Raw genomic sequence first — 20,370 nt, forward strand, 5'->3', positions numbered from 1 at the left:
TGGTTCGCGCTGTGTGACAAGTGTCGGTCTACAACCAGCCGCAACCGAACGCTGCTTAATCCCTATAAGGCCTGATCGCGGTCAGTCGCTGTGACGGGTAGGGAAAGCCAAGTGCGCTTACAGCGATCCACACTTCGGTGTCTGTGACTTTGAGCAAGCCCCAATCAGCGAAAAACTCAGTGAGGTTACGTTTAGCCGCAATGCACGCCGACAGCACAAAGTATTTTAGGCCTGGCGCCTCGCCTGGGTTTTCTCTGATGTAACGGTGCCATGCGGGCATAAAACCCTCACCCAGCCCCTTGCGCAGTTGTTCAAGCATTGCCAGCGGGTCAGATTCGGGCGCCCCGTAGGTTTTCGCAGTGCGTGGTAATGCCAGCCAATTCACAGTGCCAGACCAGCGATCAGGGAAGACGTATGTGTATTCGTTTATGTAGTGCAGACTGACTGCAAGGGCATATAAATTGACGGTGATTTCGCCAAAAGGACCGTACGAGTTGTAAGAGGTCTGATAATGATGGCCATATTCGTGCAATGTAACCCATCGCTCGGCTGCCAGCCCCCCAAGTAGGGCCTCGTTATACTGGCTGATATAGTCCGTGTGGGGCAGGACGATGCAACCTGTGGTTGCATGGGGGTTTGCAGTGCCTGAACCTTCCACTGCATAGATCAACAAAGCAGGCCTGGTATGAATAGGCGCAGAGCCATCCAGCCCGCTGACCTCTGCTTCCAGTCGCATCACTTCTTCATGAGAGCGCATCACCGCTTGAGCGCCGACACTCGAGAACTTGAGCGCCGTCTCTTTAAGCGCAGCAACGACTATGCGTGCACCCACCAACTCCACTTCGGGCGCTTCTGTCAGCAGCAGCATTAATAGCCATTGTAGTTGGGCAGTGGCACCACTGACATAGTAGGGCATCGGTATCGCCCCACGCATAAACACAATCCGCGCTGCGCCGGTCGTGCTTCCGATTAATTTACGGATGTGAATCGCACCTCCCAAGGGATCTCGGATAATGTTCTTTCCTTTGAATAGAGGTGTCTCCCGCATGTTTTCGGATTGCCTGAACGGGTTGTTTCGGTCCGCCATGCCTTGTGTGCCGACCAGCACGGTCAGGTTTTCAGTATTGCCCGATATCCATAGCTCAACGTCTGTTCCCGCCGGCGCAAAATATCCTGTTGGCTGATAATCGGCCCACCTTAATCGCCAAGACATCGCCGCCTGCTCTGCAGCGGCAGATTGCAGCGGTTGAATAAGCACCGACCGTGGATGAGGGAACTCAAGCGTTGAATCAAGCGCGCCGGAGGCTACAACTCCAACGTTGTAACGCACGCGAACCCGCATTGTATTAGCGTTATACAGATAGGTAGACGGAACTGCCGTGTTGGAGAAGACGCCTTCGGTGACGATACCGATGCCTTTCCAGGCATTGCCGGACAACGCTTCCACCAACCCTGACCGCATCGTAGTAGATCCGGTCACCGAGATACTGCCATCGTTGTTTTCGTGTGATGACAAGCGGGTCAGTATCGGATGGACGTAAAACGTAACCTGAGTGCCTGGAAAGCCGGCTATGCGTAGACTAATGCGCTCAGCGTCCATAAGATAGCTTGAAGGTACATCCGGGTTGGACAGCTGAGGCCCGACCACCGAGCCGATAGAGGCCCATATGCCGTCCGCTCTGAACGCCTCAACTATCGCCCCAGGCGCTGCTCCTCTGACGCCGACGATAACCTCGACCCGATCATCTGAAATGGCCGCTATGCTGGTTGCGGCAATTGAAATTATACGCGTTGATTGTTCTTCAGAGTATGAAGTGTCGGTGCCGCAGATAAATTCTTGCGCACCCTTTGCTCCTGCATTGACTGTCGTAAAATCGTCCATCGAATCATTACCTCTTGCTGCCCGAATACGTTGTATCCAGGAAAAAAAGTCGGGTAGGGTAAGCATCGCGGGTGAGACACCGTGCGCTCGCGCCTACAATCGTCTGGTACAGCAAGGGTGGGTGACGGGTGCAACAGGATGCTGCCTACCGCGCTGTTACGGCCATGTCCAAACCAGTTCAGCGCAGTATGAGTCGGCTCTTGGCGGAAGGTTACTAGCAGAACTGATAGGCACGTTTCGTTGTTAACGGGATCAGCGGTAAAGTCCATTCTTGCCATGCGCCGCACTCGCCTGATTGCCGCGTTCGCTGATCATGCTGCGCAGGTCGATCCATTCGACGCCCTGAGCCTTGAGCTTGGGCAGCTCGCGCTCCAGCACGTCCAGCGTGACCGGGTAGGGGTGACCGATAACCACCGCTGAACCGTGCTTTTGGGCCAGTTTGATTGCAGTCTGCAATTGGCGGGTGATGGCTTCGGCCGTGCGTTCGTCGTCCAGAAATACATCGCGCGAAACGCTGGCCAGACCGATGCGCTGCGCCTCGGCGGCGGCCACGGTTTTTGCGCTGGTGCGGCTGTCCACGAAAAACAGATGACGTCGCTGCAGTTCGGCCATCAGCCAGGTCATGGCGACCGGCTCGGCGGTCATGCGGCTGCCCATGTGGTTATTGATACCGGCGGCATACGGCACTTTCAGCAGCGCTGCATTCAGACGACTTTCCAGTTCCGGCAGAGGCAGCTCGGGGTGCCAGGCGTAAGGGCCGGTCGCGGGGTCCATCGGCATGTGCAGAATCACCGTTTTACCGGCGCGATGGGCCTCGCGGGCAAACTCGGTGGCGTGCGGGGTGTCGGGCATGATCGCCAGCGTGACCGGGCCTGGGAGCGCCAGAGTACGGCTGTCGCGCACCGGGTTCTGGCCCAGATCGTCGATGATCAGGGTGAAGTAGGCTTTCGAGGTTTTTTCAGCATGATCGACTGGCGCTGCATGCGCAGCGCCAGTGATCGAGAGTGCCAACAGAAGCGAGCCGAGAAAGCGCACCCGTCAGTTACCGCGGGTGATACTCAGCCCCTTCAGCAGGCTAAGCGCCTGGCTGAGCTGGAAGTCGTCATCCTGCGGACGCGCCTTGGCCGCTGCACTGCCTTTGACGGTCGGTTTGTCGGCGCCGCCATTGCCGTTGCCCAGGTGACCCATCAGGTCGGCTTCCTTGTAGTTCTCGCCGTCCGCTTCGCTGGTGACCTTGGCCCGACGTACCACAATGTCCGGGTTGATACCCTGCGCCTGAATAGAGCGACCGTTCGGCGTGTAATACAGCGCCGTAGTGATCTTCAGTGCGCGATCGTTGTTCAGCGGCAGAACGGTTTGCACCGAGCCTTTGCCGAAGGTATCGGTACCCATCAGGATGCCGCGTTTCTGGTCTTGCAGGGCACCGGCGACGATTTCCGACGCAGAGGCGCTGCCGCCGTTGATCAGCACCACCAGTGGCACGCCTTCGCTGGCGTCTGCCGGGTCGGCCGAGAAGCGCAGTTCGGAATTGGCGATGCGGCCTTTGGTGTAGACGATCAGGCCTTTGGTGAGGAAGTGGTCCGCCACCTGCACTGCCGATTGCAGCACGCCGCCAGGGTTGTTGCGCAGGTCGAGAATCAGGCCGCTCATCTTCTTGCCGTTGTCCTTGCGGAACTTGGCCAGCGCCTTGCCGACCTCGTCGCCGGTCTTGACCTGGAACTGGGTGATGCGGATGTAGCCGTAGCCGTTTTCCAGCATCTGCGCCTTGACGCTCTTGACCTGAATGGTCGCCCGCGCCAGCGTTACGTCAAACGGCGTGCCGCCATCGCGCACCAATGTCAGCGTTATTTTTTCGCCGATCTTGCCGCGCATCTTGTCGACTGCTTCCTGCATGTTCTGGCCCTGGGTCGGCGTGCCATTGATCTTCACGATCAGGTCGCCTGCCTCAATGCCAGCCTTGGAGGCGGGGGTATCGTCGATGGGCGAAACCACCTTGACCAGGCCGTCTTCGACGCCTACTTCGATGCCCAGACCACCGAATTCGCCGCTGGTGCTTTCCTGCAACTCCTGGAAGTCTTCCGGGCCGAGGTAGGCCGAGTGCGGATCAAGGTTGCTGAGCATGCCCTTGATCGCGTTTTCCAGCAGCGTTTTGTCGTCCACCGGCTCGACGTAGGCAGCCTTGACCCGATCCATGACCTCGGCAAAGGTCCGCAACTCGTCAAGCGGCAGCGGCGGCTTGGCGTTGGCATTGGGTTTGGCGGGTGCGACTGCTGCAGGCGTGGCTGGCGCGGTTTTTTCGGCAGCTTGCGCCAGGGGCGCGCCGATAACGATGGCAATTGCCAGGGCCAGCGAGGTGAGGCGGGACAAATGCAGCATGTCTAACGAACTCCTACAGATATTGGCGCCGGCTTATCCTTGAGTGCGGCACCATTGGGCCGGATCGCTGGGGCGACCCTGCTGACGAATAGCAAAGTACAACGCTGCCGTGTCCTGACCGCCACTATTGCCGACCGTGGAAATCGCTTCACCGGCTTTTACAATGTCACCTGCCGACTTGAGCAGGCTCTGGTTATGCCCGTATAGGGTCAAATAGCCATTGCCGTGGTCCAGAATGACCAGAAGCCCGGCACCGCGCAACCAGTCGGCAAACACCACTCGTCCGCCATGTACGGCATGGACCTGACTGCCGGCTGTGGCACTGATCATGACGCCGTCCCACTTGGTCCGCTCGTCATCACCGCGTGCTTCACCGAAACGCGCAAGCAGTCGACCATCGATTGGCCATGGAAGTTTTCCCCTGGCCTCTGCAAAAGGTCCGCCGTAGGACACACCGGCACTGGAAACGACTGCCCCGGGGGCTTTGACCGGGCGATGCGGTGCGGGTTCATCAGCGCTTTTACTGCGGCTGGCGCTGTTGTTGCGGGCGATGGCCTCAGCTTCGCGCTGACGTTTCTCTTCGGCCTCGCGCGCAGCAACCAGCGCCTTCTGGCGAGCCTCTTCGGCTTCACGTGCCTGACGCGCCAGGGTTTCTTCGATGGTCTTGAGGACTTTGGCCAGATCAGCCTGATCCTGCTGACGGGCCTGCAGTTTCTGATCGCGAGCTTTGTAGTCCTGATTCAGTTTGGCCAGTGCCTGTTGACGCTCCTGGCGGACTTTGGCCAGTTCTTCGCTCTGGCTGTCCAGGTTGCTCTTCTGCACCAGTAGCTGTGCTTGTTGCAGGTCGATTTCTTTTCCGACGTTGGCCAACTGGCGCAGGGTTTCATTGAAGTTGCGTAGCTGCTCCAGGCGCGCCTGGCTCAGGTAATCGTAATAGGTGAGGGTGCGGGCGAACTTCTCGGGGTGCTGCTGGTTGAGCAACAGCTTGAGGTATTCCTGGCGGCCGCTTTGATAGGCGGCACGGGCCTGGATGGCAATCAGGCGCTGTTGTTCGACGCGAGCGCTGTTGAGTTTTTTCTTCTCACTGTCGAGCTTTTGCAGCTCGGCTTCCGTCTTTTTTAGTTCCTTTTGCAGGACCTCGACCTGCTTTTCCAACTTGCCCATTTCGGTTTCAGTGGTGCGCAGGTCTTTCTGGACGCCTGTGCGTTCTTCCTGAAGCTTGCTCAGGACCTTTTGCAGCTCCGTCACATCCTGACGCGCAGCATCTATCTGTTTTTGGGTTTGCACACGCTCGTCTTCGGCAAACGCCGGATTGAGCAGGCAGATCAGAGCAAGGGCGATCAAGGCGCGAAGCATGTGGGTGGGCGATACCGGGCAATTGTGAGAAAAAATGTCAGGCCTAGTATGCCCGCCATGCGTTGCAAAAAAAACGCCCCGCAGCCACTGCTTTAGGGCTTGAAGCATAAAAACCCGGCCTTGCCTGATGGCTATAGGCCGGTTTTTAACGGTTACTCTTCCACAAGGATCGAGTGGCCGGTCATCTCTTGCGGTTTTTCCATGCCCAGCATTTGCAGCATGGTTGGCGCCACGTCGGCCAGAACGCCGCCTTCGCGGACCTTCAACTGACGTTTGCCGACGTACACAAAAGGTACAGGCTCGGACGTGTGCGCGGTGTGCGCCTGGCCTGTGGCGTCATCGGTCATCTGCTCGACGTTGCCGTGGTCGGCGGTGATCAGTGCTTCACCGCCGACTTTCTCCAGCGCATCGGTAATCCGTCCGACACACACGTCGAGGTATTCCACGGCCTTGATCGCCGCTTCCATGATGCCGCTATGGCCAACCATGTCGCCGTTTGCGTAGTTGACGATGATGACGTCGTAACGCTGATGCTCGATGGCGTCGACGATCTTGTCGGTCACTTCCGGCGCGCTCATTTCCGGCTGCAGGTCGTAGGTCGCGACTTTCGGCGACGGGATCAGAATGCGCTCTTCGCCCGGAAACGGTTCTTCACGACCGCCCGAGAAGAAGAAAGTGACGTGGGCGTATTTTTCAGTCTCGGCAATGCGCAGTTGAGTCTTGCCGTTGTCTGCCAGGTATTCGCCCAGCACGTTTTTCAGGCTGCCGGCGGCGAACGCCGAAGGCGCGGGGATGCTGGCCGCGTACTGGGTCAGCATCACGTAATTGACCTTGGGCTGGCGGGCGCGCTCAAAGTCCTTGAAATCGTCTTCGACGAAAACACGGGTCAGTTCACGGGCGCGGTCGGCGCGGAAGTTCATGAACACCACGGCGTCGCCGTCTTCTACGTTGGCTGGCTCGCCAATGCGGGTGGCCTTGACGAACTCGTCGTTCTCGTCCCGCGCGTAAGCAGCTTCAAGCCCGGCGACGCCGGTAGCTGCGTGAAATTCGGCGCTGCTGTCGACGATCAGGTTGTAGGCCGTCGATACACGGTCCCAGCGGTTATCGCGGTCCATGGCGAAGTAGCGGCCGATGATCGTGGCGATGCGGCCCTTGCCCAGGCTGGCGAAGGTTTCGTCCATCAGTTCGAGGGATTTCTTCGCGCTGCGCGGTGGTGTGTCGCGACCGTCGAGAAACGCATGCAGATAGATTTTATCGGCGCCACGTTTTACCGCCAGCTCGGCCATGGCCACCAGGTGATCCTGATGGCTGTGCACGCCGCCATCGGACAGCAAGCCCATGATGTGCACCGCCTTGCCGGCGCTCACGGCTTTATCCACCGCGGCGCAGATGGTCGGGTTCTCGAAGAACTCGCCGTCACGAATCGCCTTGGTCACCCGGGTGAAATCCTGATACACCACGCGACCGGCACCGAGGTTCATGTGCCCGACTTCGGAGTTGCCCATCTGCCCGTCCGGCAGACCGACGTCCATGCCCGACCCGGAAATCAGGCCGTTGGGCATGGTTTTGTAGAGGCGATCCATGACGGGCATTTTCGCCGCCAGGATGGCATTGCCTTCGTGGCTTTCGCTGTGTCCGAAGCCATCGAGGATGATAAGGACCAGAGGTTTTGGCGTGGCAGTCATAGAACCCACTCGATGCTGGTTGAATAAAGAGAGTAACAAAGTACAAGGGAACGGCATTTTAGGGACAAGTTCCAACGGCGTCACTGCCGTACGGACTTTGGCCGACCTTGGCTGCTGTGTATACTGGCCGACATTTTAACGCCCTGGAACCTACTGATGGTTGCTCACCTGCTTGAATTCGCCACTACCCACTATTTGATCACCGGTGCCTTCGTCATTCTGCTGGGCCTGCTGATTGCTTACGAACTGAGCAAGGGCGGCGCCAGCCTGAGCACTCGCGAGCTGACCGCACTGGTCAACAGCGATCAGGGCGTGGTCATCGACGTGCGCTCGAAAAAGGACTTCACCGCCGGCCACATCGTTGGCTCCCTGAATTTTCCGCAGGACAAGGTGCTGACCCGCACCGCCGAACTGCAGAAATACAAGGACAAGACGTTGATCATAGTCGATGCAATGGGGCAGCATGCGGGCTCTACCGCCCGCGAGCTGCTCAAAACCGGCTTCAAGGCGGCCAAGTTGTCCGGCGGGATTTCCAGCTGGCGCGGCGATAATCTTCCTCTGGTGAAATGAATATGGCTCAAGTCATCGTCTATTCCAGCGACTACTGCCCGTATTGCATACGTGCCAAGCAGCTGTTGCAGAGCAAGAGCGTAGCCTTCGAAGAAATCCGGGTCGACGGCAAGCCGCAACTGCGCGCCGAAATGACCAGGAAGGCCGGTCGTACTTCTGTACCGCAGATCTGGATCGGCCCGACCCACGTGGGCGGCTGCGATGACCTGTTTGCTCTGGAACGTGCCGGCAAGCTTGATGCCCTGCTGGCCTGATTCCCTTTAATCTTTCAGCCCTATCTGACAAGGATCCGAGATGACCGATCAACCGAACAACGGCGCTGTTGCCAACGAAGAAAACGGCCCGCAATTTTCCCTGCAGCGTATCTACGTTCGCGACCTGTCGTTTGAAGCGCCAAAAAGCCCGGCAATCTTCCGCCAAGAGTGGACGCCGACCGTCAGCCTGGACCTGAACACTCGTCAGAAGCCGCTGGAAGGTGATTTCTACGAAGTCGTGCTGACCCTGTCGGTGACCGTCAACAATGGCGAAGAAGTTGCGTTCATCGTTGAAGTGCAACAGGCCGGTATCTTCCTGATCAAGGGTCTGGACGACGCCGCAATGAGCCACACACTGGGCGCGTTCTGCCCTAACATCCTGTTCCCGTACGCTCGCGAAGCCATCGACAATCTGGTCGTACGTGGCTCGTTCCCTGCGCTGATGCTGGCCCCGGTGAACTTCGACGCCCTGTACGCGCAAGAGCTGCAACGCATGCAGGAAGCTGGCGAAACGCCAATGCCGACTGTGCAGTAAGCATTACGGCTATTACAGCGATGAAAAAGCGCCTTTCGGGGCGCTTTTTTGTGCCTGGCAGCTCGCGGTCAGGCAAACCCGTGCTGGCGCCACGCTTCATAGACGGCCACCGCCACGGTGTTGGACAGGTTCAGGCTGCGGCAGCCTTCGCGCATGGGCAGGCGCAGGCGATGTTCGCTGCTCAGCGAGTCGAGAATGTCGGCGGGCAGGCCACGGCTTTCAGGGCCGAACAGAAACGCATCGCCTGGCGTAAAGCTCGCATCATGAAAAGGCCGCGAGCCTTTGGTGGTGAAGGCGAACAACCGAGGGTTGCCGATCTTCTCCAGGCAGCTTGCCAGGTCTGCGTGCGTCTGCAGCGTGGCATACTCGTGGTAATCGAGACCGGCACGGCGCAGGCGCTTGTCGTCCAGCTCGAAACCCAGCGGCTCGATCAAATGCAGGGTGCAGCCACTGTTGGCGCACAGCCTGATGACATTGCCGGTATTCGGCGGAATTTCTGGTTGAAAAAGGATGACGTGAAACATGCACGGCTCCGGACAAAAGGACGGGATGCATTCTACCCCTGAAGAGGACCCGAGACCGAAGCTCTGGCCACGCGTTCTTGGCTCTATGGCGATTGTCGGCTTCACCGTGGGTACGATTATCGGTCGCTTGCAGCAGCCAGACCCCGTCGAGCTTGAGCAGATTGAGGAGTTACCCACCGGGCTGGCGCTGTGGTTCAACGAAGAGCCCAAGTATCAGGGGGCGACGGTCGATGGCGCTGTAGTGCTCAACGTCGATGCGTCGGGGCGGCCGTGGACGGGCCAGTTGAGGTTCGACAACAAGGTCGCACGCTGGAAAGTAGAGCAAGGGGAGAAGGGCTTGGTGCTGACGCTCCTGGCAGCCCGTCCGCTTCATGGCGACTGGCGCACTGAGAAGGTGGACGGGCGCTGGAGACTGGAGGTCAGTCTCCAGGAGGAATAAAAGAGGGGAATCCCCGGCCTGCCTGTACCAAGGTCCCCAAAACGGGTGATACAAGACTTATTGCAGAGTGCGTGCCAGTTTTGAGAATTAATCCGAAAGAACGCATTTTTATAGTCATATCGGATTACATATTGCTTGGTTGCGGTGTCTTTAAAATCCATAAGCCCTTGAGTAGGCTGGGTTTATTCCTAGGGGCTGCTGCCTGGGCAACATTTTTGAAAAACGCTTGGCACGCCTGTCACTTTAGCGTCTCGAATTCTGAGCGGTGCCTTTCGCTTGATTGCGCAGCCTCGGGAGATGCACTCAATGTGCGCACCGTCACGATGCAAACACCCATACTGATGCATTAATGATGCTGACCATGCCACGGCACCAGTTTGCGTTGCAGCGCGCGCAGGCCCAGTTCCATCGCAAAAGCGATGATGGCGATGACCAGAATCCCCAGTACCACCACATCAGTCACCAGAAACTGCGCAGCGGACTGGACCATGAAGCCAAGCCCGCTGGTCGCGGCGATGAGTTCTGCGGCGACCAGTGTCGACCAACCCACGCCCAGGCCGATGCGAATGCCGGTAAGAATGTCCGGTAACGCGCTGGGCACGATGACATGGCGAATCAGTTGCCAGCGCGTGGCCCCCAGCGATTGCGCAGCCCGCACCCGGGCAGGGTCCACGGTGCGCACTCCGGTGGCTGTGGCGATGGCAATCGGCGCGAAGATCGCCAGGTAGATCAACAGCACCTTGGAAAACTCGCCGATGCCGAACCAGATCACGATCAGCGGCAGGTAGGCCAATGGCGGTATGGGACGGTAGAACTCGATCAGCGGGTCGAAAATCCCGCGAGCGATGCGGTTCTGGCCGATGGCAATGCCGACCGGAATCGCGGTGAGAGTCGCTGCGCCCAAGGCCAGGCCGATACGTTGCAAGCTGGCACCCAGATGCTGCCAGAGCGTGGAGTCCATGTAGCCCTTGGTCATCAGTAGCCAGCCTTTGCCCAGTACATCCGCTGGCGGCGGCAGGAACAGTGGCTCGATCCAGCCTCCGGCCGTTACCGCCCACCACAGGGCCAGCAGCGTGACGAGGGTCAGAGCGCTGATGGCCCGGGTGCCCGGATAGACCCGCGGCCTGCGGGCGACAGGTGGTTTACCTGCAAGGTTGGCGATGCCTGTCAGTTCATGGCTGCTGATCGGCTCATGGCTGCTCATGCGCGCTGTTCTCCGGCACGTTGGGCAAACACGCTGGCCAGCACCTGTTCGCGGGTTTCGATAAAGCCTGGGTCAGACTTGATCGCACGAGCCGACTCGCCAGCGCTGTAGCGGCGGCCGAAGTCCAGTTGCAGGTGCTGCGCAATACGCCCGGGGTCGGGCGCCAGCAGAATCAGGTCAGTAGCGAGAAAAACCGCTTCTTCTATATCGTGGGTAATCAGAAACACCGGTTTGGCGGTGCGTTGCCAGACTTGCAGCAACAATTCCTGCATCTGTTCGCGGGTGAAAGCGTCCAGTGCGCCGAAGGGCTCGTCCATCAATAGAATGCGTGGGTCGGCTGCCAGCGCTCTGGCCAGACCCACGCGTTGCCGTTGCCCGCCGGACAGCTCCCAGATACGCCGCTGTTCAAAGCCGATCAGGTCCACCAGCGCCAGCATTTCCCGCGCCTTTGCTTCGCGTTCGCTGCGGCTGACGCCGGCCAGTTCCAGGCCAAATGCAACATTGGCCAGCACGTCCTGCCAGGGCAACAGTGCATTATCCTGAAACACCACGCCGCGCTCGGCACCTGGCCCTTCGACGGCGCTGCCGTCCAGCGTGATGCGCCCGCCGCTGGGTGTGACGAACCCGGCAATCAGATTCAGCAGCGAGGTCTTGCCGCTGCCTGACGGCCCGAGCGCCACCAGCAATTGCTGTGGCCCCAGACTCAGGTTGATGTTCTCCAGCACGGGTGCTGCTGCACCGGGGTAGTGAGCGCCGATGCCCTCCAGCTGCAACAAAGCCATGGGGATTTCCTCGCGATTTATTGCGGGATGAATGCGTTGCTGACGTACGGCGAGTAATCAGGCAGCACCGCGTCGACCTTGCCTTGTTCTTTAAGGAACGCCGCAGTTTTGGCTACCGCTTCGATGGTCGGTGTGCCCAGCAGTGAGCTCTGCTCGGTGGCCAGCGGATAGACATTGCCTTGCAGCAGTTCCGGTACGTCAGACGCCTTGGCGCCGGAAAGCCGGGTCAACTTGTCGACGTTCGCCGGGTTGGCGATCCACGCCGCAGGGTCCTGGCGATACTGGGCATAGGCATCCAGCGTCACTTTGGCGAACGCTTTGACGACTTCCGGGTGTTTGCTGGCGAAGTCCTTGCGTACGATCCAGGCGTCGAACGTCGGCGCGCCAACCTTGGCCAGTTCGCCGGAAGTGATCAGCACCTTGCCGGTTTCCTTGGCTACACCCAGCGCCGGGTCCCAGACGTAGGTCGCGTCGATGTCACCGCGTTTCCACGCGGCGGCAATGGCTGGCGGCGCGAGGTTCAGAATCGTGACCTTGGCCGGGTCGATGTTCCAGTGCTTGAGTGCCGCGAGCAGGCTGTAGTGGCCGGTGGAAACGAACGGCACGGCAATCTTCTTGCCGATCAGGTCCTGAGGCGAATTGATACCCGAGCCATTGCGCGCAACCAGTGCCTCGGCAGCGCCGATCTGAGTGGCGATCAGGAAGGTCTCGACCGGCAGTTTGCGCGTGGCGGCCGCAGTGAAAGGGCTCGAGCCTAGATACCCGATCTGTACGTCGCCCGAAGCGATGGCAGTGATGACGTCGGCCCCGTTGTCGAACTTGCGCCAGGCGATTTTCGAGTCAGTGGCTTTTTCGTAGGCATTGTCGGCCTGCGCCACCTTGGCTGGATCGACAGTGGTCTGGTAGGCAACCGTAAAATCGGCTGCTTGTGCGAGAAAGGTTGCGCCAGTCAACGACAGCGCTGTCAGCAGGCGCAGGGAAAAATGCATTTTCATGATGAAGCTCCGAATCAGACGGGCCGGGGACAGGCTGGAGATGGAGACTAAGTGATCTAAAAATCCTAAAATAAATAACTTTTAGGCATTAGCTTATGAGGTGTTCTGCTGCGTGCATGCACACGATCGCCAGGTTTCGCATCGGCCAATCGGCCCGAGCCAGTGGCGCACGACACTGAAATTGCTTTTTTGTTCATCTGGACTACAGTCGAATGCGTGTTTTGAGTGGTAAAAAGTGCCCAAAAAGCCTGTTTTGAGCGGATTTTCGAAATTATTTTGCGATGGCACAACGCCTGCCGTCAAAGTGGTGACAACTGTCACATTAACCGCTTAATCTCTTCGAAGTGCCCGTTTTACAAGGCTTTTGCTGGCTTGCCAGTAACGCAGTGCCGTGGGGGCCTGTGACTGGTCAGTCTCAATTTGGGCAGTCTGGTGCACAAAACCAAACGATCTGACGAATGGTCCAAAAATAAATTTTGGGAATTACACAATTAGGTCGATACACTCCGTGACGTCCTGGCTGACACGAGTTGTGACATATAGCTGAAGGTTCTTGATAACTGTGAAATGGTTATTTTTGAGCATGAAGAAAACACACTCCCGTGCGGCCATCGACATACGCGGTCTAGTCAAAAGTCGGGGTGTACAGAATCCATTGATCTCCAGGTCGGGACTGTCACCTTTCGCGAAATCCTTGGGTCAGGGCAAAGCCCGGCACCAAGGACATAAAAAATTAGATTCACGAGGAGCGTAGCAATGAAGAAGTCCACCCTGGCCTTGGCCGTAACCGTCGCGGCATTGGCTCAGCAGGCCGGTGCAGCTGGTTTCCTTGAAGACAGCAAAGCGTCCGTCAGTTCTCGTACTCTGTATTTCAACAACGACCTGCGTGAAGGCCGTCGTGCACCCGATCAGCGCGAAACCGCGACCGGTTTGAAATTTGACTACACCTCGGGCTTTACCCAGGGCACCGTTGGGTTTGGTCTTGATGCACAAGCCGTGATGGGTCTCCATCTGGGCGGCGGCATTCAGCACCATACTGTCAACACGGCCAACACCGTTGTTCCGACCGATACTGATGGTTCTTCGGTCAGCGACTGGTCCCGTGTAGGCGCCAACGCCAAGATGCGCTTCTCCAAAACTGAATTGAAGGTCGGTAACGCTCTGGCGCCTAACCTGCCAATTCTGGTCGCCAACGATGGTCGTCTGTTGCCTCAAGCTTTTGAGGGCGGCATCCTGACTTCGAAGGATCTGGACAACGTTACTTTCACTGCCGGTCAACTGAACAAGTCCATAGGCCGTGCTTCGAGCAACTGGACTGACCTGTCCGTTGCCGGTGCTACTCAGACCGCCGATCAGTTCCGTTTCGCGGGTGCTGACTGGAAAGTTACCAAAGACCTGACCTTGCAGTACTACTACGCCAACCTGGAAGACTTCTACAAGCAGCACTTCCTGGGCCTGGTTCATGTTTACCCGATCAGCGACAACCAGTCTTTCAAGACTGACCTGCGTTATTTCAACAGCAGCTCTGACGGTAAAAACAGCGAGGCCGCCGCAGGCTATCGCTTCAACAACAACGGTGGTTACGCCTCACACACCGGTGAAGTCGACAACCAGACCTGGTCTGCCATGTTCACCTACGCTTTGGGCGGTCACTCGTTCATGGTTGGTCACCAGCAAGTGGGTGACAGCGGCGGCATGGTCTTCCTTGGCCAGGGTAACGTAGTGGACGGTCGCGGCCGTCCTGAAGGCAACGGCGGTTCAAGCTTCTACCTGTTCACCGATTCGATGATCAACGGCTTCAACCGTGCTGGTGAAAACACCACATTCGGTCAGTACTCGTATGACTTCGCCAAGGTCGGTGTTCCAGGTTTGAAAGCCGCGATTGCTTACTTGAGCGGTGATGACATCCGTGACGTAAACCGCAATCTGGGTACTCACTCCGAGTGGGAACGCGATATGCGCGTTGACTACGTGATTCAAAGCGGCGTGTTGAAAGGCTTCGGCACCACTGTACGTCACGGCACCTTCCGCGGTGACGTTGCCACTACTGCTGATACCGATCAAACCCGTATTCTCTTCAACTACACCTACAACTTCTTGTAAGTGTACTGAAGCGTGAAGAAACCCCGCCGAGTGCGGGGTTTCTTTTGTCTGCTTTCTGATATTCCTTATCGGTATATATCTGTCGTTATTTATTCTTTTTAATTTCCTTTCACAGGGCGCACAGTCAGGCTATACCCAGATACACCCGAATATCACAAGGAGCAACACCATGACACTGCGACTTGGCGACATCGCCCCTGACTTCGAGCAGGAATCCAGCGAAGGTCGTATCCGTTTCCATGAATGGCTCGGCAACAGCTGGGGTGTGTTGTTTTCTCATCCGGCAGACTTCACGCCTGTCTGCACCACAGAGCTGGGCTTCACTGCCAAATTGAAAGATGAGTTCGCCAAGCGCGGCGTTCAAGCCATCGCGCTGTCCGTTGACCCGGTTGATTCGCACATCAAGTGGATCGACGACATCAACACCACGCAGAATACCCAGGTCAACTTTCCGATTCTGGCCGATGCCGACCGCAAGGTTTCCGACCTGTATGACTTGATTCACCCCAATGCCAACGACACGCTGACCGTGCGCTCGCTATTCGTGATTGACCCGAACAAGAAAGTGCGTCTGACCATCACCTATCCGGCCAGCACCGGGCGCAATTTCCACGAGATTCTACGGGTCATCGACTCCCTGCAACTGACCGACAACTATAAAGTCGCCACGCCTGCCAACTGGGTGGATGGTGATGATGTAGTGATCGTGCCGTCGATCAAGGACGAAGCCGAAATCAAAGAACGCTTTCCCAAAGGCTACAAGGCCGTCACGCCTTATCTGCGACTGACGCCACAGCCAAACCGCTGATTTTCGATCTACCAGGCGTGGGGTTATTCGGGCCGATTTATCGGCCCTTTTTTATGGCGCCCGAACCCCCCCGTTCACTTCAGTGCAGCGCTGGCAAGGCCGGACGCAGAGCGTCCAGAACGGCATGCGACGCGGAGCGTCGCACGATAGTCGAAAAATAGTATTTTTCTTTATATTCATTTATGGAATAACTAAATGAATAAATAAGATTTATAGATATAAAAATGTGCTGTTAAGGTCGTCCCTATTCCCGCCTTGTTCGTCTACGACTGGCCGAGCAGGCACTACCCAACACCCGGTAAAGGAGCGCATATGCGCACTGTCATTTTGCGTCGAAGCCTTGTCGCCCTGTTTGCTGCTGCGGTCGCTCTTGGTGCGGTCACTCAGGCCCAGGCGGAAGATCTGCGCATCGGTTATCAGAAATACGGCACGCTGGTGCTGCTCAAGGCCAAGGGCTCGCTGGAAAAGCGCCTGGCCGAGCAGGGCGTCAAGGTTCAGTGGACCGAGTTCCCGGGTGGCCCGCAGTTGCTTGAAGGCCTGAACGTAGGCTCCATCGATTTCGGTGTGACCGGTGAAACGCCACCGGTCTTCGCTCAAGCAGCAGGCGCAGATCTTCTGTACGTCGCGTACGAGCCGCCTGCACCAACCAGCGAAGCCATTCTGGTGCCCAAGGACTCGCCGATTACCTCGGTAAAAGACCTTAAAGGCAAGAAAGTCGTCCTCAATAAAGGTTCCAACGTTCATTACCTGTTGGTTAAGGCGCTGGAAGATGCAGGTCTCAAATACACCGATATTCAGACCGTGTTCCTGCCGCCAGCCGATGCGCGTGCCGCTTTCGAACGTGGTAGCGTAGACGCCTGGGTCATCTGGGACCCTTACCAGGCCGCTGCTGAAAAGCAATTGCAGGCCCGCACGCTGAAAGACGGCACTGGCATTGTCGACAACCACCAGTTCTATCTGGCGACCAAGCCTTACGCGCAGAAAAATCCAAAAGTGATTCAGGCCGTGATCGAAGAAGTCCGCGCGGTGGGCGAGTGGTCCAAGGCCCACCCCGACGAAGTGACCAAACAGGTCGCACCGCTGCTGGGGCTGCCCGCCGACATCACGTTGACCTCGGTGAAACGCCAGGGCTACGGCGCGCTGTTCATCACCCCGCCGGTGGTCGCCGCGCAGCAGAAAATTGCCGACACCTTCTACCAGCTCAAATTGATCCCCAAGCCGCTCAGCATTGCTGACGTGGTCTGGACGCCACCTGCTGCTGTTGCTCAAGCACAGTGACAAACAGGCCCCTCGAGGAGACAACTCCATGAGCCTCAGTGCTTCGCAACGCATCGTTCATCGACTGGCGCCCTGGGCACTTCCAGTCCTGTTATTGGCCATCTGGCAGCTGTCAGTCAGTGCCGGCTGGTTATCCACACGCATTCTGCCCGCACCCAGCGCAGTCATTGAAGCGGGTGCCACGCTGGTTGCCAGCGGCGAAATCTGGACCCACCTGGCGATCAGCGGCTGGCGCTCCGGAATCGGCTTTGCCATCGGCGGCGGCATAGGTCTGGCACTGGGCTTTATTACCGGCCTGAGCAAATGGGGCGAACGCCTGCTGGACAGCTCGGTGCAGATGATCCGTAACGTGCCGCACCTGGCGCTGATCCCGCTGGTCATTCTGTGGTTCGGCATCGACGAGACCGCGAAGATATTTCTGGTCGCACTGGGCACGCTGTTCCCGATTTACCTGAACACCTACCACGGCATCCGCAACATCGATCCGGCGCTGGTAGAAATGTCCCGCAGCTACGGCTTGTCCGGCTTCAGCCTGTTTCGGCATGTGATCCTGCCGGGCGCCATGCCTTCGATTCTGGTGGGCGTACGCTTTGCGCTGGGCTTCATGTGGCTGACGTTGATCGTGGCGGAAACCATTTCGGCCAGTTCCGGCATCGGATATCTGGCAATGAATGCGCGGGAATTTCTGCAGACCGACATCGTGGTGCTGGCCATCGTGTTGTACGCAGTCCTCGGCAAGCTGGCCGATCTGGCGGCGCGCGGCCTTGAGCGTGTCTGCCTGCGCTGGCATCCGGCCTATCAAGTGAGCAAAGGCGGTGCCGCATGACCAGTCTGAAACAACAACCCCCGCACCTGCTGCGCGGTATCCCGCTGGCGGTGCAAAACCTGAAAAAAGCGTTTGGCACCCGCGAAGTGCTCAAGGACATCGACCTGCACATTCCGGCCGGTCAGTTCGTCGCCATTGTCGGCCGTAGTGGTTGCGGTAAAAGCACCCTGCTGCGCCTGCTTGCCGGTCTCGACAAGCCAACCGAGGGTCAATTGCTCGCAGGCTCTGCGCCGCTGGACGATGCCCGCGAAGACACGCGCTTGATGTTCCAGGAGGCGCGCTTGCTGCCCTGGAAGAAGGTCATCGACAACGTCGGTCTGGGCCTCGGTGGCAACTGGCGACCGCAGGCACTCGAAGCGCTTGAGGCCGTCGGGTTGGCTGAACGTGCCAACGAGTGGCCGGCTGCATTGTCCGGTGGCCAGAAGCAGCGTGTTGCACTGGCTCGCGCGCTGATTCACAAGCCGCGGCTGCTGTTGCTCGACGAACCACTGGGCGCGCTGGACGCCCTGACCCGGATCGAAATGCAACAACTGATTGAAAAGCTGTGGGGCCAGTATGGCTTCACGGTGCTGCTGGTCACCCACGATGTCAGCGAAGCGGTCGCCATTGCCGACCGCGTGATTCTGATCGAAGAAGGCCAGATCGGCCTCGATCTGCTGGTCGATCTGCCACGCCCGCGAGCTCGCGGCTCACATCGCCTCGCCGCTCTGGAAGCAGAAGTGCTTAACCGCGTGCTGGCCATCCCCGGCTCGCCACCTGACCCGGAACCGTTTTCGCCACTGCCCACGCAACTGCGCTGGGCAAATTAACCCTGATCCCAAAGGAAGACACGCCATGACTATTAAAGCCATCAACGTTCGTAACCAGTTCAAAGGCACCATCAAGGAAATCGTTCACGGCGACGTGCTGTCGGAAATCGACGTACAGACCGCATCGGGCGTCGTGACCTCGGTCATCACCACCCGCTCGGTCAAAGAGCTGGAACTGGTCGTAGGCAGCGAAGTGATCGCCTTCGTGAAGTCGACCGAAGTCTCCATCGCCAAGCTGTAAACGATGGGCAAAAAACACCCCGGACGGTCCTGGCCCTCCGGGGTTTTTTGCTGTTTACCTAGCAGTTCTGTGAGGTAGGCGGTTTAGCGGTTTTGCCGGATGCTAAAGACCGATTCCTTTTGGAACGTCTGGCCATGGCCTCTTCAAATCAAGCAGTGTTATGTCGTTATCGCTACGACCCACTGGATCGTCTGGCATCCAGTTCGCCAGTCGGGCAGGCGGACCTTCAGCGCTTCTATCAGAAGAACCGCCTGGCGACCGAAATACAGGGCGCGTTGCGGCGTACGGTCTTCAGCATGACGACCTGTTATTGGCTCAGCAGCGGCGTGTTGAGGGTGTGCTGGAAACCACGCTGCTGGCAACCGATCAGCAGCGCTCTGTTTTGCAGCTTGTGGATAAAGCGGGTACTGAGCCTATTGCCTACAGCCCCTACGGTCACCGTCCGGCTGAAAGCGGCTTGACCAGCTTGCTGGGGTTCAATGGCGAGCGACGCGATCAGGTGACCGGGCATTATCTGTTGGGAAATGGGTATCGCGCTTATAACCCGGTGTTGATGCGCTTTAACAGCCCGGACAGTTTGAGCCCGTTTGATGAGGGTGGGTTGAATGCGTATGGGTATGTGGGTGGGGATCCGGTTGGGTTTGGGGATGAGACGGGGCATATGCCGTTTAAAAATTCCTTGAATAACCTACCAAGGCTCGCGATGCACAATGCTACGGTGGCCCGTAAAGAAAGCATTAGGCTTTACAGAGTTTGGGACTTTCCGATCAGGCGCAACGCCAAGGTGCTCAATCGAAATACGCAAGCCCATTAGTAAATGAGCTGGCAGCGACAACAGCACATACTTCATCAGGCCCTGACCCACCTACTTCGGGGGCAGCTACATCAGTACGATAGATCACGCTTTGGCTATGAACAGTCTCTTCCCCAAAAACACCGGCAAATACAACCCCAAATAAGCATCAAACACGCGCATGCCTTCCTCCGCCATGCGCTGTGTAATCACGTCATGCAACTGCACTGAGCGCGCATACACCCGATCCCCCAGTTCCATTGCCAGCGCAAACACGTCCACGTCATCTGGCAGCGCAGGCAGCTGGAAGTGGCGGTCAAAGACCTCAAGCATCAAGTGCCCCAGTTCAATGTCGTGCTGGCGGTCGGCCTGGTTGATTTCGGTCAGGCCGTGCTGGGCGAGGATCAACTGGCGGGCGGCGGCGTCGGCGTTGTAGATGGCCAGCATGCGCAGTTCGACGATGCGTGACAGGTCGCGCCAGGTGGTGAGCTGATCGTGATCGATGGGCGCCTGCAGCGATGCGCGGAAGGCGGCGTGGATGTCGGCGGTCAGTGCTTCGAGTAGCGCCGGAACGCTGGCGAAGAAGTGATACACCGACGAAGGCGGAATGCCGGCGCGTTCAGCCACGCTGTAGATCGACAGGCTGGCCACCCCTTGTTCGGCAAGCAATGTGCGCGCGGCGTCGAGAATCGAATCGATCCTGGCCTGGCTGCGTGCTTGCGGTTTGCGGGGAGTGGCGGCGCGTGTCATGGGCGTTGCTCTTGATTGGGCTGGCGGCATTGTAAGGGATTCTGACTGGATGAATCTCTGTCGTCGCCAAACGATTATCGCTCCCACGCTGGAGCGTGCGGAACGATAGTCGCCCGCAAGAACACCATCGTGCCCATGCTCCGCGTGGGTATGCCGTTCT

At 58.1% G+C, this 20,370-nt stretch carries 20 protein-coding genes and 1 pseudogene; 11 read left to right on the top strand and 10 right to left on the bottom strand.

Translation table 11 applies throughout. The annotated features are described in order from the left end of the window. Window positions 1–55: 55 nt before the first annotated feature. The 5 genes from QRN38_RS19695 to gpmI all read right to left on the bottom strand — a co-directional run bounded on the left by QRN38_RS19695 (window position 56) and on the right by gpmI (window position 7,299). Entirely contained in the window at window positions 56–1,882 is a 1,827-nt protein-coding gene (locus QRN38_RS19695) for a M60 family metallopeptidase (protein ID WP_057417485.1), read from the bottom strand. Between the two features lie 252 nt (window positions 1,883–2,134). After that, on the bottom strand, window positions 2,135–2,917 hold the full coding sequence (locus QRN38_RS19700; protein ID WP_007246844.1) for a divergent polysaccharide deacetylase family protein: 783 nt from the start codon (window positions 2,915–2,917) through the stop codon (window positions 2,135–2,137). 3 nt (window positions 2,918–2,920) lie between these two features. Further along, window positions 2,921–4,258, bottom strand: coding sequence for a S41 family peptidase (locus QRN38_RS19705; protein WP_005767110.1), 1,338 nt, complete (start codon window positions 4,256–4,258; stop codon window positions 2,921–2,923). Window positions 4,259–4,291: 33 nt separating this feature from the next. Further along, a complete protein-coding gene (locus QRN38_RS19710) occupies window positions 4,292–5,614 on the bottom strand; it encodes a murein hydrolase activator EnvC family protein (protein ID WP_007246843.1) in 1,323 nt (440 codons plus the stop codon). A 152-nt stretch (window positions 5,615–5,766) separates the two neighbouring features. Further along, a complete protein-coding gene (gpmI, locus tag QRN38_RS19715; protein WP_057417484.1) occupies window positions 5,767–7,299 on the bottom strand; it encodes a 2,3-bisphosphoglycerate-independent phosphoglycerate mutase in 1,533 nt (510 codons plus the stop codon). Window positions 7,300–7,455: 156 nt separating this feature from the next. Between gpmI and QRN38_RS19720 the strand changes: the two genes are divergently transcribed. Genes QRN38_RS19720 through secB form a run of 3 tightly spaced genes read left to right on the top strand, consistent with a single transcriptional unit; the run spans window position 7,456 to window position 8,658 of the window. Beyond that, on the top strand, window positions 7,456–7,869 hold the full coding sequence (locus tag QRN38_RS19720; protein ID WP_004397172.1) for a rhodanese-like domain-containing protein: 414 nt from the start codon (window positions 7,456–7,458) through the stop codon (window positions 7,867–7,869). Window positions 7,870–7,871: 2 nt separating this feature from the next. After that, the gene (gene grxC / locus QRN38_RS19725) at window positions 7,872–8,123 is read left to right on the top strand and encodes a glutaredoxin 3 (RefSeq protein WP_024677928.1); all 252 of its coding nucleotides are present in this window, start codon (window positions 7,872–7,874) and stop codon (window positions 8,121–8,123) included. A gap of 40 nt (window positions 8,124–8,163) precedes the next feature. Continuing rightward, window positions 8,164–8,658: a protein-export chaperone SecB gene (gene secB / locus QRN38_RS19730; RefSeq protein WP_005621582.1), complete on the top strand. Its 495-nt coding sequence runs from the start codon at window positions 8,164–8,166 to the stop codon at window positions 8,656–8,658. Between the two features lie 68 nt (window positions 8,659–8,726). On the opposite strand, the gene trmL is transcribed toward secB, so the two are convergent. Continuing rightward, entirely contained in the window at window positions 8,727–9,182 is a 456-nt protein-coding gene (gene trmL / locus QRN38_RS19735) for a tRNA (uridine(34)/cytosine(34)/5-carboxymethylaminomethyluridine(34)-2'-O)-methyltransferase TrmL (RefSeq protein WP_007246841.1), read from the bottom strand. On the opposite strand from trmL, the gene QRN38_RS19740 reads away from it, so the two are divergent. Then, window positions 9,181–9,621 carry a hypothetical protein gene (locus QRN38_RS19740; RefSeq protein WP_057417483.1) on the top strand — a complete coding sequence of 147 codons (441 nt, stop codon included), beginning with the start codon at window positions 9,181–9,183 and terminating at the stop codon, window positions 9,619–9,621. The two genes, trmL and QRN38_RS19740, sit on opposite strands and share 2 nt — an antisense overlap. A gap of 346 nt (window positions 9,622–9,967) precedes the next feature. Here the strand turns inward: QRN38_RS19740 and tauC are convergent, their stop codons facing one another. From tauC to tauA, 3 genes are read right to left on the bottom strand one after another with little or no spacing between them, the layout of a single operon-like run. Next, complete coding sequence (gene tauC, locus QRN38_RS19745; RefSeq protein WP_122287199.1) at window positions 9,968–10,807, bottom strand: taurine ABC transporter permease TauC; 840 nt, start codon at window positions 10,805–10,807, stop codon at window positions 9,968–9,970. A 14-nt stretch (window positions 10,808–10,821) separates the two neighbouring features. Next, entirely contained in the window at window positions 10,822–11,607 is a 786-nt protein-coding gene (gene tauB, locus QRN38_RS19750; protein WP_005767098.1) for a taurine ABC transporter ATP-binding subunit, read from the bottom strand. Window positions 11,608–11,624: 17 nt separating this feature from the next. Then, window positions 11,625–12,602 (bottom strand): taurine ABC transporter substrate-binding protein, encoded by a 978-nt coding sequence (gene tauA / locus QRN38_RS19755; RefSeq protein WP_057417482.1) that lies wholly within the window; start codon window positions 12,600–12,602, stop codon window positions 11,625–11,627. 756 nt (window positions 12,603–13,358) lie between these two features. Between tauA and QRN38_RS19760 the strand changes: the two genes are divergently transcribed. From QRN38_RS19760 to QRN38_RS19790, 7 genes and pseudogenes are all read left to right on the top strand, one after another. Further along, the gene (locus QRN38_RS19760; RefSeq protein WP_007246835.1) at window positions 13,359–14,705 is read left to right on the top strand and encodes an OprD family outer membrane porin; all 1,347 of its coding nucleotides are present in this window, start codon (window positions 13,359–13,361) and stop codon (window positions 14,703–14,705) included. A 169-nt stretch (window positions 14,706–14,874) separates the two neighbouring features. Further along, the gene (locus QRN38_RS19765; RefSeq protein ID WP_057417481.1) at window positions 14,875–15,513 is read left to right on the top strand and encodes a peroxiredoxin; all 639 of its coding nucleotides are present in this window, start codon (window positions 14,875–14,877) and stop codon (window positions 15,511–15,513) included. Window positions 15,514–15,825: 312 nt separating this feature from the next. Then, complete coding sequence (locus QRN38_RS19770) at window positions 15,826–16,791, top strand: sulfonate ABC transporter substrate-binding protein (protein ID WP_005767090.1); 966 nt, start codon at window positions 15,826–15,828, stop codon at window positions 16,789–16,791. Window positions 16,792–16,819: 28 nt separating this feature from the next. Beyond that, window positions 16,820–17,617: an aliphatic sulfonate ABC transporter permease SsuC gene (ssuC, locus tag QRN38_RS19775; protein WP_057417962.1), complete on the top strand. Its 798-nt coding sequence runs from the start codon at window positions 16,820–16,822 to the stop codon at window positions 17,615–17,617. Continuing rightward, entirely contained in the window at window positions 17,614–18,426 is an 813-nt protein-coding gene (gene ssuB / locus QRN38_RS19780) for an aliphatic sulfonates ABC transporter ATP-binding protein (protein WP_005767087.1), read from the top strand. Before ssuC ends, ssuB begins: the two co-directional genes overlap by 4 nt. A gap of 25 nt (window positions 18,427–18,451) precedes the next feature. Further along, window positions 18,452–18,667, top strand: a complete 216-nt coding sequence (locus QRN38_RS19785) for a TOBE domain-containing protein (RefSeq protein ID WP_002555770.1) — start codon at window positions 18,452–18,454, stop codon at window positions 18,665–18,667. Between the two features lie 134 nt (window positions 18,668–18,801). After that, window positions 18,802–19,334, top strand: a pseudogene (locus QRN38_RS19790) (RHS repeat-associated core domain-containing protein); the annotation flags it as partial. A 231-nt stretch (window positions 19,335–19,565) separates the two neighbouring features. Here the strand turns inward: QRN38_RS19790 and QRN38_RS19795 are convergent. Beyond that, a complete protein-coding gene (locus QRN38_RS19795) occupies window positions 19,566–20,210 on the bottom strand; it encodes a TetR/AcrR family transcriptional regulator (RefSeq protein WP_057417963.1) in 645 nt (214 codons plus the stop codon). Between the last annotated feature and the right edge of the window lie 160 nt (window positions 20,211–20,370).

Source organism: Pseudomonas sp. CFBP2511, from assembly GCF_030209255.1.
Lineage (GTDB): Bacteria > Pseudomonadota > Gammaproteobacteria > Pseudomonadales > Pseudomonadaceae > Aquipseudomonas > Aquipseudomonas avellanae.

What these genes read in the sequence shown, in the direction of transcription:
- QRN38_RS19720 (WP_004397172.1), top strand. Translation starts at nt 7,456, where the DNA reads ATGGTTGCTCACCTGCTTGAATTCGCCACTACCCACTATTTGATCACC.
- QRN38_RS19770 (WP_005767090.1), top strand. Translation starts at nt 15,826, where the DNA reads ATGCGCACTGTCATTTTGCGTCGAAGCCTTGTCGCCCTGTTTGCTGCT.
- QRN38_RS19740 (WP_057417483.1), top strand. Translation starts at nt 9,181, where the DNA reads ATGCACGGCTCCGGACAAAAGGACGGGATGCATTCTACCCCTGAAGAG.
- grxC (WP_024677928.1), top strand. Translation starts at nt 7,872, where the DNA reads ATGGCTCAAGTCATCGTCTATTCCAGCGACTACTGCCCGTATTGCATA.
- tauA (WP_057417482.1), bottom strand. Translation starts at nt 12,602, where the DNA reads ATGAAAATGCATTTTTCCCTGCGCCTGCTGACAGCGCTGTCGTTGACT.
- tauB (WP_005767098.1), bottom strand. Translation starts at nt 11,607, where the DNA reads ATGGCTTTGTTGCAGCTGGAGGGCATCGGCGCTCACTACCCCGGTGCA.
- QRN38_RS19705 (WP_005767110.1), bottom strand. Translation starts at nt 4,258, where the DNA reads ATGCTGCATTTGTCCCGCCTCACCTCGCTGGCCCTGGCAATTGCCATC.
- QRN38_RS19795 (WP_057417963.1), bottom strand. Translation starts at nt 20,210, where the DNA reads ATGACACGCGCCGCCACTCCCCGCAAACCGCAAGCACGCAGCCAGGCC.
- trmL (WP_007246841.1), bottom strand. Translation starts at nt 9,182, where the DNA reads ATGTTTCACGTCATCCTTTTTCAACCAGAAATTCCGCCGAATACCGGC.
- QRN38_RS19765 (WP_057417481.1), top strand. Translation starts at nt 14,875, where the DNA reads ATGACACTGCGACTTGGCGACATCGCCCCTGACTTCGAGCAGGAATCC.
- QRN38_RS19695 (WP_057417485.1), bottom strand. Translation starts at nt 1,882, where the DNA reads ATGGACGATTTTACGACAGTCAATGCAGGAGCAAAGGGTGCGCAAGAA.
- secB (WP_005621582.1), top strand. Translation starts at nt 8,164, where the DNA reads ATGACCGATCAACCGAACAACGGCGCTGTTGCCAACGAAGAAAACGGC.
- QRN38_RS19785 (WP_002555770.1), top strand. Translation starts at nt 18,452, where the DNA reads ATGACTATTAAAGCCATCAACGTTCGTAACCAGTTCAAAGGCACCATC.
- ssuC (WP_057417962.1), top strand. Translation starts at nt 16,820, where the DNA reads ATGAGCCTCAGTGCTTCGCAACGCATCGTTCATCGACTGGCGCCCTGG.
- ssuB (WP_005767087.1), top strand. Translation starts at nt 17,614, where the DNA reads ATGACCAGTCTGAAACAACAACCCCCGCACCTGCTGCGCGGTATCCCG.
- QRN38_RS19760 (WP_007246835.1), top strand. Translation starts at nt 13,359, where the DNA reads ATGAAGAAGTCCACCCTGGCCTTGGCCGTAACCGTCGCGGCATTGGCT.
- gpmI (WP_057417484.1), bottom strand. Translation starts at nt 7,299, where the DNA reads ATGACTGCCACGCCAAAACCTCTGGTCCTTATCATCCTCGATGGCTTC.
- QRN38_RS19710 (WP_007246843.1), bottom strand. Translation starts at nt 5,614, where the DNA reads ATGCTTCGCGCCTTGATCGCCCTTGCTCTGATCTGCCTGCTCAATCCG.